The sequence below is a fragment of the Pseudomonas sp. E102 genome, from assembly GCF_052660185.1.
The window spans coordinates 2,889,450-2,904,792 of record NZ_CP084025.1 but is presented as its reverse complement, the minus strand read 5'-3'; the positions used below and the strand labels follow the sequence as shown (position 1 = coordinate 2,904,792).

At 61.4% G+C, this 15,343-nt stretch carries 15 protein-coding genes; 8 read left to right on the top strand and 7 right to left on the bottom strand.

Features of this window, described 5'->3' with window-relative positions:
* Positions 1-201 precede the first annotated feature (201 nt).
* The 6 genes from DOCECA_RS13130 to DOCECA_RS13105 are packed head-to-tail and all read left to right on the top strand — an operon-like array spanning position 202 to position 6,147.
* Positions 202-1,296, top strand: coding sequence for an ABC transporter ATP-binding protein (locus tag DOCECA_RS13130; protein WP_420765772.1), 1,095 nt, complete (start codon positions 202-204; stop codon positions 1,294-1,296).
* Positions 1,296-2,405 carry an ABC transporter ATP-binding protein gene (locus DOCECA_RS13125; protein ID WP_445570624.1) on the top strand — a complete coding sequence of 370 codons (1,110 nt, stop codon included), beginning with the start codon at positions 1,296-1,298 and terminating at the stop codon, positions 2,403-2,405. The genes DOCECA_RS13130 and DOCECA_RS13125 overlap by 1 nt, the downstream gene beginning before the upstream one ends.
* Positions 2,402-3,268: a carbohydrate ABC transporter permease gene (locus DOCECA_RS13120; RefSeq protein ID WP_420765774.1), complete on the top strand. Its 867-nt coding sequence runs from the start codon at positions 2,402-2,404 to the stop codon at positions 3,266-3,268. The genes DOCECA_RS13125 and DOCECA_RS13120 overlap by 4 nt, the downstream gene beginning before the upstream one ends.
* Positions 3,269-3,278: 10 nt before the next feature.
* On the top strand, positions 3,279-4,079 hold the full coding sequence (locus DOCECA_RS13115) for a carbohydrate ABC transporter permease (RefSeq protein WP_420765775.1): 801 nt from the start codon (positions 3,279-3,281) through the stop codon (positions 4,077-4,079).
* Between the two features lie 10 nt (positions 4,080-4,089).
* Positions 4,090-4,362, top strand: coding sequence for a DUF2160 domain-containing protein (locus DOCECA_RS13110; RefSeq protein ID WP_434648269.1), 273 nt, complete (start codon positions 4,090-4,092; stop codon positions 4,360-4,362).
* A gap of 42 nt (positions 4,363-4,404) precedes the next feature.
* Entirely contained in the window at positions 4,405-6,147 is a 1,743-nt protein-coding gene (locus tag DOCECA_RS13105) for an ABC transporter substrate-binding protein (RefSeq protein ID WP_420765776.1), read from the top strand.
* A 90-nt stretch (positions 6,148-6,237) separates the two neighbouring features.
* Here the strand turns inward: DOCECA_RS13105 and DOCECA_RS13100 are convergent, their stop codons facing one another.
* Positions 6,238-7,176 carry an alpha/beta hydrolase gene (locus DOCECA_RS13100; protein WP_434648268.1) on the bottom strand — a complete coding sequence of 313 codons (939 nt, stop codon included), beginning with the start codon at positions 7,174-7,176 and terminating at the stop codon, positions 6,238-6,240.
* A 186-nt stretch (positions 7,177-7,362) separates the two neighbouring features.
* Here DOCECA_RS13100 and DOCECA_RS13095 point away from each other — a divergent pair, with 186 nt between their 5' ends.
* Both DOCECA_RS13095 and DOCECA_RS13090 read left to right on the top strand, forming a co-directional pair.
* A complete protein-coding gene (locus DOCECA_RS13095) occupies positions 7,363-7,590 on the top strand; it encodes a hypothetical protein (protein WP_420765782.1) in 228 nt (75 codons plus the stop codon).
* A gap of 94 nt (positions 7,591-7,684) precedes the next feature.
* Positions 7,685-8,227, top strand: coding sequence for a hypothetical protein (locus tag DOCECA_RS13090; protein WP_434606710.1), 543 nt, complete (start codon positions 7,685-7,687; stop codon positions 8,225-8,227).
* Positions 8,228-8,276: 49 nt separating this feature from the next.
* On the opposite strand, the gene DOCECA_RS13085 is transcribed toward DOCECA_RS13090, so the two are convergent.
* From DOCECA_RS13085 to DOCECA_RS13060, 6 genes are all read right to left on the bottom strand, one after another.
* A complete protein-coding gene (locus DOCECA_RS13085; RefSeq protein ID WP_434606708.1) occupies positions 8,277-9,071 on the bottom strand; it encodes a ChbG/HpnK family deacetylase in 795 nt (264 codons plus the stop codon).
* The gene (locus tag DOCECA_RS13080) at positions 9,043-10,218 is read right to left on the bottom strand and encodes a GNAT family N-acetyltransferase (RefSeq protein ID WP_434606705.1); all 1,176 of its coding nucleotides are present in this window, start codon (positions 10,216-10,218) and stop codon (positions 9,043-9,045) included. The genes DOCECA_RS13085 and DOCECA_RS13080 overlap by 29 nt, the downstream gene beginning before the upstream one ends.
* A 5-nt stretch (positions 10,219-10,223) precedes the next feature.
* Positions 10,224-10,913, bottom strand: coding sequence for an N-acetyltransferase (locus DOCECA_RS13075; RefSeq protein WP_434648259.1), 690 nt, complete (start codon positions 10,911-10,913; stop codon positions 10,224-10,226).
* The gene (locus tag DOCECA_RS13070) at positions 10,910-12,805 is read right to left on the bottom strand and encodes a hypothetical protein (RefSeq protein WP_434606702.1); all 1,896 of its coding nucleotides are present in this window, start codon (positions 12,803-12,805) and stop codon (positions 10,910-10,912) included. Before DOCECA_RS13070 ends, DOCECA_RS13075 begins: the two co-directional genes overlap by 4 nt.
* A 227-nt stretch (positions 12,806-13,032) precedes the next feature.
* Positions 13,033-14,337 (bottom strand): lipopolysaccharide biosynthesis protein, encoded by a 1,305-nt coding sequence (locus tag DOCECA_RS13065; protein ID WP_434606699.1) that lies wholly within the window; start codon positions 14,335-14,337, stop codon positions 13,033-13,035.
* Complete coding sequence (locus tag DOCECA_RS13060) at positions 14,334-15,338, bottom strand: polysaccharide deacetylase family protein (protein WP_420765788.1); 1,005 nt, start codon at positions 15,336-15,338, stop codon at positions 14,334-14,336. The genes DOCECA_RS13065 and DOCECA_RS13060 overlap by 4 nt, the downstream gene beginning before the upstream one ends.
* Positions 15,339-15,343 lie beyond the last annotated feature (5 nt).

Below are 15,343 nucleotides of genomic sequence, written 5' to 3'. Positions count from 1 at the left end.
GAGTGTTGTTCAAAATTGTTCATTGTCAACCGACTGGTTGTTCAGTTGTTCATTCATGGTTGTTCACTTGTGTTCATCAGTGAACGTCTTTTTTCAGTGGATCAAACGAAATACCAGCTTTATCAGTGATTTATGATTTCTGGCACGGCTTTCGCTTTCTTACTTGGGTCGCTTGACTCCAAATAATAAAAAGGCCGAGCCATGTCATTAAAGCTTGAGCACATCTGTCGCACCGTCGAAGGCCAGACCTGGATCGACGATGCCAATCTGAATTTCGAACCCGGATCCTTCAACGTTTTGCTGGGCCGCACGCTGTCCGGCAAGACCAGCCTCATGCGCTTGATGGCCGGGCTGGACAAGCCCGACAGCGGCCGCATCCTGATGAACGGCGTTGACGTCACCCAGCGCCCGGTGCGGTTGCGCAACGTGTCGATGGTCTACCAGCAGTTCATCAATTACCCGACCATGACCGTTTTCGAAAATATCGCCTCGCCGTTGCGCCAGGCAGGCGTGGCCGAGGAGATCATCCAGGGCAAGGTCCTGGAAACCGCGAAAATGCTGCGGATCGAGAAATTCCTCAAGCGCCATCCTCTGGAATTGTCCGGAGGCCAGCAGCAGCGCACGGCCATGGCGCGGGCCCTGGTCAAGGACGCCGAGTTGATCCTGTTCGACGAGCCGCTGGTGAACCTGGACTACAAGTTGCGCGAAGAGCTGCGCCAGGAAATGCGCGAGCTGTTCGAGGCCCGTCATACCATCGCCGTCTACGCCACCACCGAGCCTAACGAAGCGCTGGCCTTGGGCGGCACCACCACCATTCTTCACGAAGGCCGGGTGATCCAGAGCGGCAAGTCTTCTTCGGTCTATCACCAGCCACAAACCGTGCTGGCCGCCGAACTGTTTTCCGAACCACCGATCAACCTCATGCCGGGGCGTATCGCCGGCAATGAGGTCAGCTTCGCCAATTTCGTGCATTTCCCGCTGAACGTCGACCTGCGCCCGGTGGGCGAGGGCGAGTTCCGTTTCGGCGTGCGCCCCAGCCATATTTCCCTGGTGCCGAGCAACGACGATGACCTTGAACTGGCGGTGACCGTCGAGGTGGCCGAGATCAGCGGCTCGGAGACATTCCTGCACGTGCGCAACGAACATTTCCTGCTGGTGCTGCATTTGCCGGGGGTGCATGAATACGACGTGGACGCGCCGATCCGCATCTACATTCCGACCCACAAACTGTTTGTCTTCGACGCCGAGGGCAAGCTGGTCCAAGCCCCGGGTCAGCGTATTGCGAGGGTTGCCTGATGGCCGAAATTCGTTTGCAGAACCTCGCCCACAGCTACACCAGCACCCCGGCGAGCCCCGAGGACTACGCGATCCGCGAGATGAACCACATCTGGGAGCAGGGCGGTGCCTATGCGCTGCTCGGGCCTTCGGGCTGCGGCAAGTCCACCTTGCTCAACATCATTTCCGGCTTGCTCAGCCCTTCCGAAGGGCAAGTGATGTTCGACAGCAAAGTCGTCAACGAACTGTCCCCGGAGCGGCGCAACATCGCCCAGGTGTTCCAGTTCCCGGTGGTCTACGACACCATGACGGTGTTCGACAACCTGGCATTCCCGCTGCGCAACCAGGGCATGGCCGAGGCGCGGATCCACACCAAGGTGCAGGAAATCGCCGAGGTCCTGGACCTGCAGAATCTACTGGATAAAAAGGCCCGCAACCTCACCGCCGACGAGAAACAGAAAGTCTCCATGGGCCGTGGGTTGGTGCGCGACGATGTGTCGGCAATTCTGTTCGACGAGCCGCTGACGGTGATCGACCCGCACCTGAAATGGAAACTTCGGCGCAAGCTCAAGCAGATCCACGAGCAGTTCAACATCACTATGGTCTACGTCACCCACGATCAGTTGGAGGCCTCGACGTTCGCCGACAAGATCGCCGTGATGTACGGCGGGCAGATCGTGCAGTTCGGCACACCCCGGGACTTGTTCGAGCGCCCGAGCCACACCTTCGTCGGCTACTTCATCGGCAGCCCGGGAATGAACCTGATAGATGTCACGGCGCAGCCCGGTGGCGTTGGCTTCGGGTCGACCCATTTGCCCCTGTCGCAAACCTTGCAACGGAGTGTCGCCGAAGCCGAGGGCAAAAGCCTGAAGGTGGGCATCCGTCCGGAGTTCGTCCACGTCTGGGATGGCCCTTACGACGACGCGATGCGCGCTGACGTGGTCCACGTCGAAGACCTGGGCACCTACAAGATCCTGACCCTCAACCTCGATGGCGCTCCGCTGAAAGTGCGCCTGGCCGAAGACAAGCCGGTGCCGGAAGGCACGGCGTACATCAGTTTTCCGGGCCAATGGCTGATGGTCTATGCCGATGAATATTTGCTTGAACCGGTGGGCGAGGTGCAGCCATGAACAAGGTGCAGAACAACAAGGCCTGGTGGCTGGTGTTGCCGGTGTTCCTGCTGGTGGCCTTCAGTGCCGTGATCCCGATGATGACCGTGGTCAACTATTCGGTGCAGGACATCTTCGACCAGTCCAGCCGATATTTCGTCGGCGCCGACTGGTACAAGCAGGTGCTGCTCGATCCACGGCTGCACGATTCGCTGTTGCGCCAGTTCATCTACTCGGCGTGCGTGCTGCTGATTGAAATTCCCCTGGGTATCGCCATTGCCCTGACCATGCCGACCAAAGGCAAGTGGTCGTCCCTGGTGCTGATCATCCTGGCGATTCCGCTGCTGATTCCGTGGAACGTGGTCGGCACCATCTGGCAGATTTTCGGCCGCGCCGACATCGGCTTGCTGGGCTCCACGCTCAATGGGCTGGGCATTAACTATAACTACGCGGCCAACACCATGGATGCCTGGGTCACCGTGTTGGTGATGGACGTCTGGCACTGGACGTCGCTGGTGGCGCTGCTGTGCTATTCGGGGCTACGGGCAATTCCCGACGTCTATTATCAGGCGGCACGGATCGACCGGGCGTCCAACTGGGCGGTGTTCCGGCACATCCAGCTGCCGAAGATGAAAAGCGTGCTGCTGATCGCCGTGATGCTGCGCTTCATGGACAGCTTCATGATCTACACCGAGCCGTTCGTCCTCACCGGCGGCGGGCCGGGCAACGCTACCACGTTCCTCAGCCAGACCCTGACGCAGATGGCCATCGGTCAATTCGACCTGGGCCCGGCGGCGGCGTTTTCCCTGGTGTACTTCCTGATCATTCTGTTGGTGTCCTGGCTGTTCTATACCGCCATGACGCACGCCGACGCCAACCGTTGAGGCCCGCAAAATGAGCAAGAGAAAGCTGATTCCACTGCTGATCTACATCCTGTTCCTGCTGGTGCCCATCTACTGGCTGCTGAACATGTCGTTCAAGAGCAACACCGAGATCCTCGGCGGCCTGTCCCTGTGGCCGCAGGATTTCACCTTCCAGAACTACAAGGTGATCTTCACCGATCCGAGCTGGTACACCGGTTACCTCAACTCGCTGTACTACGTGAGCCTGAACACGGTGATTTCCCTGGGCGTTGCGTTGCCGGCGGCCTATGCGTTTTCCCGCTATCGGTTCCTGGGGGACAAGCATCTGTTCTTCTGGCTGCTGACCAACCGCATGGCGCCACCGGCGGTGTTCCTGTTGCCGTTCTTCCAGCTGTATTCGTCCATCGGCCTGTTCGACACCCACATCGCCGTGGCCCTGGCTCACTGCTTGTTCAACGTGCCGCTGGCGGTGTGGATCCTCGAAGGGTTCATGTCCGGGGTGCCAAAAGAAATTGACGAGACTGCCTACATTGACGGCTACAGTTTCCCCAAGTTCTTCGTCAAGATCTTCATCCCGTTGATCGGCTCCGGCATCGGTGTCACGGCGTTTTTCTGCTTCATGTTTTCCTGGGTCGAACTGTTGCTCGCGCGCACGCTCACCTCGGTCAATGCCAAGCCGATCGCGGCGGTCATGACGCGCACGGTGTCGGCGTCGGGTATCGACTGGGGCGTGCTGGCGGCGGCGGGGGTGTTGACCATCCTGCCGGGCATGCTGGTGATCTGGTTCGTTCGCAACCACGTGGCCAAGGGCTTTGCCCTGGGCCGGGTCTGAGGAGTCGATGATGGAATGGATGAACTGGACCGTCCCGACGGCGGCGTTTTTTGGTGTCATCGCCTTGTTGTTGATGGGCATGACCACATGGGAACTGCGTTCGCCGAGTATCCCTCGGCGTGGTTTCCTGCCGATTGCCACCACCCGTGGCGATCGGTTGTTTATCGGTCTTCTCGGTAGCGCCTACCTGCATCTGCTGGTGATCGGCGCCACCGACTGGAGCATCTGGATAGCGTTCGCGTTGTCTTTGGTGTGGCTGTTGGCAGTGATGCGGTGGGGCTAGTCGCTCGACGATCAGGCTCTTAAACCCAAACAGGAGGTCTCTATGTTCGATAAAAACAATAAGCTGCGACATAGCGTTTCATTGGCAGCCGCGCTGGCACTCAGCGGGCTGAGCGCTACGGCCTGGGCCGACGCCTATGAAGACGCCGCTAAAAAATGGATCGGCAGTGAATTCAAGCCGTCGACGCTGACAGCCGAGCAGCAGCTCGAAGAGTTGAAGTGGTTCATCAAGGCGGCCGAGCCGTTTCGCGGGATGAAAATCAACGTGGTGTCGGAAACCATCGCCACCCACGAGTATGAATCCAAGGTGCTGGCCAAGGCCTTCAACGAAATCACCGGGATCCAGCTGACCCACGACCTGCTGCAGGAAGGCGACGTGGTGGAGAAGCTGCAGACCCAGATGCAGTCGGACAAGAATATCTATGACGGCTGGGTCAACGACTCGGACCTGATCGGTACGCACTTTCGCTACGGCAAGACCGAGTCGATCACCGACCTGATGGCCAACGAAGGCAAGAATTTCACTTCGCCAACCTTGGACCTGAAGGACTTCATCGGCATTTCCTTCACCACCGCGCCGGACGGCAAGGTCTATCAACTGCCGGACCAGCAGTTCGCCAACCTGTACTGGTTCCGCGCCGACTGGTTCGAGCGTGCGGACCTGAAGGCCAAGTTCAAGGAAAAGTACGGCTACGAGCTGGGTGTGCCAGTGAACTGGTCGGCTTATGAAGACATCGCCAAGTTCTTCTCCGAGGACGTCAAGGAGATCGACGGCAAGCGCGTCTACGGCCACATGGACTACGGCAAGAAAGACCCGTCCTTGGGCTGGCGCTTCACCGATGCCTGGTTCTCCATGGCCGGCGGCGGCGACAAGGGCCTGCCCAACGGTTTGCCAGTGGACGAGTGGGGTATCCGCGTCGAGGACTGCCATCCAGTGGGCTCCAGCGTGACCCGTGGCGGGGACACCAACGGCCCCGCGGCCGTGTTCGCCACCACCAAGTACGTGGACTGGATGAAGAAGTACGCGCCACCGGAAGCGGCGGGCATGACCTTCTCCGAATCCGGCCCGGTGCCGTCCCAGGGCAACATCGCCCAGCAGATTTTCTGGTACACCGCTTTCACCGCCGACATGACCAAGCCGGGTCTGCCGGTGGTGAACGCCGACGGCACGCCGAAATGGCGCATGGCGCCTTCGCCACGCGGTCCGTATTGGGAAGAGGGCATGAAGCTGGGCTATCAGGACGTGGGTTCCTGGACGTTCATGAAGTCCACGCCTGAGAAACAGCGCCTCGCGGCCTGGCTCTACGCACAGTTCGTAACCTCCAAGACCGTGTCGCTGAAAAAGACGATCGTTGGCCTGACGCCGATTCGCGAATCGGACATCAACTCCCAAGCGATGACCGACCTGGCGCCGAAGCTCGGTGGCCTGGTGGAGTTCTACCGCAGCCCGGCCCGCGTGCAATGGTCGCCGACCGGGACCAACGTGCCGGACTACCCACGCCTGGCGCAGTTGTGGTGGAGCCACATCGCCGAAGCGGCCAGCGGCGAGAAAACTCCGCAACAAGCCCTCGATGGCTTGGCCAAGGACCAGGACGCCATCATGACGCGTCTGGAACGCTCCAAGGCTCAAGCCACCTGCGCACCTAAGATGAACCCTGAGCGCGACGCGCAATACTGGTTCGATCAGCCGGGCGCACCGAAGCCGAAACTGGCGAACGAGAAGCCTAAAGGTGAAACCGTGAGCTACACCGAGCTGCTGAAATCGTGGGAAGCGGCGCGTAAATAACGTTGCACGGCAATGAAAAAACGGCACCGAAAGGTGCCGTTTTTTTTCGCGAGTTTGAACTCAAAACCAATCCCCCGTGGGATTTGCGCATCAACCCGCCTTGGCGGCGCTTGCTTGAGCGTGTTTGGCCACCGGTGTTGGCTGGGGTTTCATCAACGCATCCAGCGCTTGGCGATACGTGCGGCCCGCCAGGCTCATGCTGTTGTTGTGCGTGGCTCCTGGCACCAACAGCAAACGCTTGGGTTCACGGGCGGCGTTGAACAACTGCTCGCTGAAACGCGGCGGTACGTAGCGGTCGGCGGCACCGTGGACAATCAGCAGCGGCATGTTGATCTGGCCGATCTTGTCGATGGAATCGAACTTCTGCGACAGCAACCAGCGCACCGGCAAGGATGTGTCCGCCATCGCAGTGGCGACATCACCCAACGACGTAAACGTGGATTCGATCACCAGGCCCCTGGCCGGTACGGCGCTGCCACTGCTCGCGGCTTTCTGAGCCAGATCCGCAGCGAGATCAACCGCGACGGCACCGCCCAGTGAATGACCGTAGATCAGCCGCAAGGCCGGGTCCGGTTGCAGCGTTTCGAGGCGCTCCCAGGCGATTCGCGCGTCCTCGTAGACACTGGATTCCGATGGCAGGTCGCCCTGGCTTTTGCCGAAGCCACGGTAATCGATCGCCAGCACCGAATAGCCCAAGGCCCTCAGCTGCTGGATGCGAAACAACTGGCCCGTCAGGTTCCAGCGCACGCCGTGCAGGTACAGGATGGCCGGCGCGTCCTTGCGTTCGGCCGGCCACCACCAGCCGTGAATGTTTTCCCCGGCCCTGAGCTGCTTGGGCTTGAGATCGAATTCCTGCACACCGCTGGGAAGGCCACCGAACCAGCTCGCCGTCCCCGGCTCGATGCGAAACACCAGCTCGCGCTCCTTGTGTTGCAACACTGCACAGCCCACCGGCAAACCGGCCACTATCGCGACCATGAACGACCAGGCCAGCCAGCGCTGTTTGAGACGAGAGAATAAAGAAGGCATCGATGCGATTCGCTACGGGTAACAGAAGTTGCCTTTTAGCAGATTCGCGCAGGGGCGCGCAGGAGTTTCGGACAACTTGCCACTGGGTGCCTCGCTCTGCCTTGGGAGGGCGAGTGCAAGCCGATCGAACTCTCGCCGTTTCGTCCCACTCGAAACTCAATATCCATCCTTACCGAGGACGACGCCATGACGAACGAACATTCCAAAGGACAAACCCAAGCCGACAATCATGCACCCGCCAAGGATGCCACCGGCGCCCCGGTGCCAGTGGTGGAGCGCGACGTTCACCACCCCGATCCGGCGACCGACAAGGTGGATAAGACCATCACGCCCAAGTCGATCAAAAGCCACGAGCAGGATGCCGAAAAACTGCAGGACGAGGTGGCCCAAGTGGAGAAAAAGCTCGACCGCTAGGCGAGCCTGTCATTCGTCCGGAGGGCCCTTTGCGCAACTGGAAATTACTCCACCCGTGTGCCTTACTGCCTGTTCCTTAGGGGAGGGCGACGGGATGCGACGTAGAAGCGCACAGTATTGGCTTTGGGTGAACAGTCGGCTGCCGGGCCGCAACCATGAAGAAATCCTCGACGACGGCACCCATGTCGAGGTCCAGGCGAGGATCAATCACCAGTCCGTCACGCAGGTCTTCGTCTGTGTCTATCGTCCGAACGGCGCCGTTTGGGTCGAGCAATTCCATGACCGGAGCATGCGCGAGCCGCTGTGCCAGGCGTTGGAGTGGGGCTTGGGCCGGGCGCGGGAAATCGTCGCCGGTACGGCAGGTTTCAAGGCACCGCACAAGATCCAGACGACCCTGGGCCCCTTGATCAAGGACGAATGCGCCTTGGCCCTGCGGCGCATGGACATGAGCGATGAAGAACGACTCCGGCTCAAGGCTCGGGATGCATGGGCTGAATACGTCAACGCCAAGCAAGCGATGCTCGCATTGATGCGTTCGGCCCGGGTCGATGCCGACGTATGGGAGGAGCAAAAACGTCGACTGCGCGAAGCCATCGATCGCCGCGCCTCGCTGGCGCGGGCAAGCCTGCACCACTGACACACGCCCCTCCGTGGCGAGGGAGCAAACTCCCTCGCCACGTGCCCCTTCAGTGCACATCCCCAAATTCAACCAGCGCCAACCTGCGGCCATTCCCGCCATACCCGACCTTTGGCACCCCCGCCAGGCGCCGCTGAAGCACTTGGGTCAATGAATTGCCAGGCGCCAGGCTGGCATCGCCAAAATCCCCGTCCAGTTCCAGTGGATGGACAATCACTTCCAGCGAGCCATGGACCGGCGGTGCGGCGTGGTGCAGGTCCGCCGGGGTGCAGACGTAATCGGCGGTTGCGCCGCAGAGCTGGCGCAGACGATGGTTGAGCAGCGTCTTGAAGATGCGCTTGGGCACGCTCAGGTTGGGGCCGAGGTTGCGTGCCAGGCGCATAGGCACGCCTTGTCGCGCTGCGAAGCGTGCCACCAGTTCTCCGACGGGCCAGATGTTATGCACGTGTTGATGCGAGTCCAGGTGGCTGGGGCGCAGGCCGCGGTCCAGGCAATGCTGCCATTGCGCCTGAAGTTCTGCTTGCACCGCTGCCAGATCGGCCGCTCCCAAGTGCAGGCAGTAGCGTGACAGGTTGAGGTCGAATTCGCCGTTGGCATTGCAAAACCTCCGTCGCGCCCTGATTGCCTGGCTTAGTGGCGGTCCGTAGCTGAGATTGAAATGCAACCCGATGCGTCCTTCAAGCAACGGGTGCCGGGACAGTTCACAGGCCTGGTCGAAGGCCGGCATGTTGGCCATGGCGGTGGCGGAGCTGATGACGCCTGCTTCGAACGCCCGCAGGATCAGTTCGTTTTCACTGAGGCTGAGTCCGAAATCGTCAGCGTTGATGATCACTTGGCGAGGCATGTGTGTTTTCCTGGCGCTTGGAAGAGGACGAGGCCGTCGTCGCGGTCGGTCTGGCCCGGCGCTTGCCTAGCCAAGGCTTCAGGCTTTTCCATAGCCGCAAGGCGAATCCCATGAGCAGGCCATCGGGCTGCCAGGAATAAAAACTCCAACGCCAATGTTCCAGTTGTCCGGTCATACGTTCGTGCAGTTGATGGCTCGAATTTTCCAGGCTGACCCGTGAAGCGTCGATCCACCGCCAGTTGTCGTCCAGCCCCCAGCGAATCCATTCCTCGAGTAATACGCGGCCGCTGCCCAGGTCGGCGTGCTGCGGCAGGAACGCCAGGTTGTAGTCATATAGTCGCCCTTGATCCAACAGGCCCAGGCGATAGCTGATGCATTCGCCGTTCAGCTCCAGCGTCACCACCCGCACCAGGCCTTGGGCGGCGAGGGCGGTGAAGGCATGGTTCATCCATTGCCGACGCCTGGGGTCGGCGAAGATGCCGACGCCTTCCTCGCCTTTCCAGCTGGCGGCCTCCACCTCGGCAAGGGTCCGCAGCAGCGGCCCCATGCCGATGGCGTCCGGCGTGATGCGGCGAATCTGTGCACCACACGCGGCGATTCGCTTGCGCGCCCGGCGCAACTTGTAGCGTGGGTCGCCGGAAATTTCCTGGTGATCGCTGGCACTGATCAAGTGCACCGGAACCCGGCAACTGAGCCGCCGCTCCCCGGTGGAGCTCATCGCCATCCATGCACTGAGCACGCTTTGCTCGCCCACCGGCTCGACCACTTCGTTCAATTGCAGCAGCGCATGCGGTAAATACTGGCGGATCTGCGTCAGCGCCTGGCCCATGCCGTCGGCGTCCAGGCGCGCCAGTAAGGCGATACGGTCGGCCAAGGGGTAACCCAGGTGATGCAAGACCCGGAACCGCAGGCCGCCGACACGCTCCTGTCCGCTGATCAATGGCAGGCACAGCAGCAGGTCCTGGTCCTGCCAGCCCAGCAGAACATGCAACTGCTGGTCGGGCAACAGCGCGAACTCCGATGCTTGCAGCCAGGCCAAGGTGTTGAACGGCGTTGCGTCGGTCACCTGTGCGCGCAGCTGTTCAAAAGCCGTTACAGGGAAATCCGCCGCGCTCAGAGAGCCATACCATTGGAACCGGATCGCCATGAGCATCAAGCCGTCGCAGTCGATGCAACCGGCCGAGCCGGTTTACGGAAGGCGTCCAGTACCGAGCCGGTGTAGAACGTATCGCGGAAAAACCGAAAGCGTCCAAACAGGCAGTACACATGGGTGATCTGCCCACGCTCCACGAACTCCATGCGTATATGCATCTTGATCGCCGGGGTGTTTTCCAGGTCGCAGACATCGACCATCTTGTTGCACCCCTGGTCAGCCATGACTTTCCAAACGTCCGCCTGGACATCCGCCGACAGCTGCGAACCCCAGTAGGCACGGGTCATCTCTCCACCGAACTGAAAGTATTCACCGGGCTTGACCGGAAACCAGCAGCGATAGAAGTGGCGATCGAAATAGTCTCGCGTGCTCGCCCAGGCAAACCCCACGGTATTGCCCTTGTCATCCAGGTACATGAACCCTGTATAGCCTTCGGCTGCCAACTCGCGCATGGTTTCGACACGGTCGCCGAAATGCGTGGCGAAGGCATCGGCATTGCTGACGGTGATGAACTCGCGGCGCACCGGTGGGTAGGGCCGCAGGTTATGCGGTTTGAGCGGGATCCTTACATCGTGTTCGAGCCATACCAGTCGCGAATGGAAGAACACGAAGCGGCGTACCAGCAGTTTGATAACCGAGCGCAAGCCTTTTTTCCGAATGCGATCGCGCAATTTTTGCAGAGCTTTCATGGTGCCTCCTGACGGGTGGCGGGTTGAGGAAAAACAGAGGCCGTCCAACTCAGAGCGAACACGGTTTCACCTGGCAAAAGGAAACCGAGTTGGCCGGCTTTGCATTCGAATGGAACGTTGCGGCTGATGTTGTCCGGGCCGAAATAAACCAGGGCAGCGCCGGGCTGCGGACAGGTCATGCCGTCGAGGCTGACTTGATGGGCCCGGACGCTTTTGTTCACGCCAAGCAGGCTGCGCTCCAGGCCGTTGGCCATGGCCAGTGCATCGACCTCAAACGCATCGTTGTCCATGCGCAGCACCTGGCCGAGCCAATGCTGTTGGATGAATTGCTGGACCAACCCCACCGGCTTGAGCTCGAAGCGTTGGTTGTCCAGTATCCGCACCATGCCCTTGGGGTACTCCGGTTCGTCGGCGGACATGAACCAGTTGAGCATGTCCAGCCAGCCGTCGGCCGAGGCGTTGATGGCCACCGACGTCCACCACAGGGCGGCGTAATGGGTTTCCTGGTCGTAAGGGCTGAGGCTTGATCCGCTGGACATATTCGTCTGGTCCAGCAGCAAGGCTTTGCGCGGCCGGCCCTGGTTGTCCAATCCCACCAGGTTGGCGGCCCGACGAACACTGTTGCGATAGACGCGGGTCGCCAGCAGGTCGCGGATCATCCATTCATGCCAGGCCAGGGCGTCGATCTGGGCGCTCGATGTTTCCAGCAGCCGTCGTGCCCAGTCGATGCCACGTTTGTCTGCGGCGTTCTCGGCCAATGGACCGTTGGTGAACCGCGAACTGGCCGGTATGGCGATGCGGACGCCGGCGCGGCTGTTGGCAGGGTTGGCGCGGACCTGGGCGGACAGGCTTTGGAACACCTGCTGGAAACTGTCGAAGTCGGGATAGTTGAGGTTCGGCTCATCGGCAAAGCTGAGATAGTGGATGCCTTTGCCGCCCAGGGCGCGGGTCGATTCGAGCCAGGCTTGCAGGCCGTTGCCGCTGGTCCGGTCGGCTTGCAGATCGGCCCTGCGCTGGCTGCCAGCGAGCAGAGTGATGTCTTGGGTGATGCCAAAGCGATCCTGGTACAGACGTCGAAACGCGTCCTCATGATCGGCCTTGGCCGCCGTGACATCGACGAGGCTGTAATAGCTGGCCGCCCGGGGGTTCAGCGCATCGAGCACGGCGTAGCTGGAGGGCGGAGGCAGTACGTAGGGCAGGGACATCCCCAGCTTTGGAGTCGTGCCGAGTACATCGGCGTGAAGCGTCAGGTGGGTTCGCCCCGGATCCTGGCGCAGCGGCTGCAGTTGCGCCGGGTCCTGGGCGAACAGGTTGGCGGTGCCGTCCAGCCAGAACGCTGCCTTGCCGTTGCCTTGCAGATGCAGGCGCCAGACCTGGTCCGCGTCCGCCACCGGCAGGGCCACTGTGTCGAATTGCCAATAGGCCCGGTAGGGCTTGAGGTTCAGTTGCACCTGCTTGCCATCGGCAACGCGCCGGGCTTGCAGCGCACGCACGCCGCCGTGGAATTTGCCGGCCAGCACAGCCTGTTCGCCGGCTGCGACTTTGAAATAAAGCTCATCACCATCGTGTGTTTCCGAGCTGAAGTGCACTTTGGCCGGGGCGAACAGCGCGCGGGTGCGGGCATCGTGTTCGACCGTATAGCGCCGGAAACTGTAGCCGGGGATCTCCAACCGATAGCTGGCCGCCCCGGGCAACAGCGGCCATTGCTGCTCGCCGCGCACTTGGGCAGCCTTGACCAGGCGCTCACCCACTAACCGGCCTTGGCCGTTGAGCAGATACAGGTGTTCGGTATTGGCCTCGGCCTGCCAGGCCGGAACCCAGCGGACGGTCACTTGGTCCGGGCGATCGGTTTGCAGATACAGGCTGCCGTCGCGGATGTTGGTCCAGTGCATGGACGCGCCATGGACCGAGGTGGCCAATACCAGAAGACATAGACCCGCGGCCATTTTCCTCTGTGGGAGCCAGCCTTCTCGCGAAGAGGCGGTTAGCTTCATCATCACAGCAAGCTGACCCACCGCCATCGCGAGCAAGCTCGCTCCCACAGGGGAACTCGGCTGGACGCAACCGGCGCCTGTGGGAGCGAGCTTGCTCGCGATGGCGGTCTGGCGGGCGACGATATTCACGCGGATTTCCCCAACAACATCTGGCGCATCGGCAGCAAATCGCTGGGCAGGATGATCAGTGTCTGCCACAGCGCCACACCGCTGAGACGGCAGTACATCGTCAGCAGCGCCAGGGTCACGCCCAGGTAAGCGATCGAGGAAGCGGCGGCAGCGCCGACGATGCCGTAGCGCGGGATCAGGATCAGGTTCAGGGCCAGATTCAGCAGCGCGCCCACGCCCATCAGCAGTGAAACGGTGCCGGGACGGTTCTTGCCCAGCAGGTCCAGGCGCAAGATGCTGGCGTAGCACAGGCCGAACAATCCCGGCAGCAACGCCAACAGCGCCGGGTACGCCGGTTGATAGGCGGTGCCGAACAGGGTGATGATCAGCCATTCGCCAATCAGCGCCATGCCCAGGCAGGCACCAAGCATCACCGTAGCAGTCAGGCGCAAGGCCAGCGGGGTCAGGCGCTGCATGTCGGTGTCTTGCTGGAGCAGGCGTTTCATCAGCGGCGTGGTGACCGCTTCGGGCACGATCAGCAGCAGTTCGGCCGCGGCGCTGGCCATGGCGTAGTGACCCAGCGCCGTGCTGCCCAGCAATGCGCCAATGAACAAAAAATCCGAGCGCAGCATCACTTGTTGGAACAACAGGTCCGGATGACTACGGGCGCCATAACGCAACAGTTCGTTCTGGCCGGTGCGATCCCAGCGCAGGGTGACCACATGATCGCGCCGCAACCACATCCAGCCGGCCAGCACCACCAGGCTCAGGCCCGCCAGCCAACTGATCAGCGCCGCCTCCAGCGCCGTGTCTTGCCACATCCAGAACAGCGCTACAAACAGCAGCAACGGCGCCAGGGATTCCATCAGTCGCAGCGCATTGAACGCGCCTACGCCGCCGGAAGCATTGTGCAATGTCAGCAGGCCGCTCTTGAGCACCGTCAGGGGGACGGCCAGCAACAGCAGCCAAGCCAGCAATCCCAGCTGCGCGGTGATGTCCAGCTCAGCGCCGAACTCACGCGCCAGCGCCACCACCAACAGTGTCAGCAACCCGGCCAGCAGACACCCGAAAACCAACACCTGGCAAAGCAACAGACCCATGGAGCGCTGCTGCGCCGCCTGGTAACCCACCGCGGAATTGAGGCCTCCACTGGTGGCGGCGCTGATCAGGTCGGGCAGGGTGCTGAGCAGCGCGAACAGTCCGCGTTCGCTGGGCCCCAGGATTCGTGCCAGCAACACATTGCGCAACAGCCGCAGGCCGATCATCGCGAGGCGCGTGCCCATGCTTAGCGCCAAATGCTTGAGATAGTGTGCACGGCTCATGGACGGGCTCCTCGGCGAATGCGCCAGGCGAGCAATTCAGGGTGATGGGCGTTGCGCTGGCTGACGCCGAAACGCGGCAGGTTCAACGGGTCGCCGTCGTGGCGATACAGCCCGGCCTCGGTGCCCAGGGCGAACGGAAAACCGTGGGCCGCCACCTGCTCGCGTACGCGCACATCATTGTCACCGTTGGGGTAGCAATACACCGGCAGCGGCTGGGCGCAGCCATTTTCCAGCGCGGTCCAACTGCGGGTCAGTTCTTCATGCAGGCGCTGATCGTCCAGCCCGGTCAGAATCGCGTGGCTGGCGCCATGGGGGCCGAAACGAATCAGCCCGGAATCTTCGAGCATGCGCACCTGGGGCCAATCCAGCGCCTGGGGTTGCGAGCCTTGCGGGCAGGCTTCGGTGAGATCGCTCAAAGTGCTTGGTTCGAGCGTCTTGAGGCTTTGCAGGTAATGCAGCAGCGCCAGGCTGCGGCGCTCGTCGTCGATGTCGTCGAGCAGCACCGGCAACGGCCGGCCGACGTGCTGCAAGTGCTCGATCAGCGAATGCCGCGCCACTTGCCCGTGGCTGCCCCACAGGGTTTCGCCGATGCTTTCCCACCAGAAATGCTGGCGACTGCCGACGAAATCGGTGGACAGGAAAATACTCGCCGGCACCTGGTACTGACGCAGCAGGGGAAAGGCGTTCATGGCGTTGTCACGCCAGCCATCATCGAACGTCAGGGCCACCCGAGGACGGTCCGGAACGCTTTCCGGGTCGGCCAGCAGCAAGGTCATCAAGGGCACGCATTCAAAATGCCGTTGCAACCAGATCAACAGGTGTTCGAACGCTTCGGGCCCCACGCACAGTTCATTGCGGTGGGGCAGCTCGGCGGCGCGGTCGTTGTTCAATACCCGGTGCAACATCAGGATGACGCCGGCGCCACGCAATGGATGGCGACCCATGGACGTGTTCAGGTACAGCCAGCCGCCGGTGCGCTTGAAAACATGTTTGATCGACATCGGCC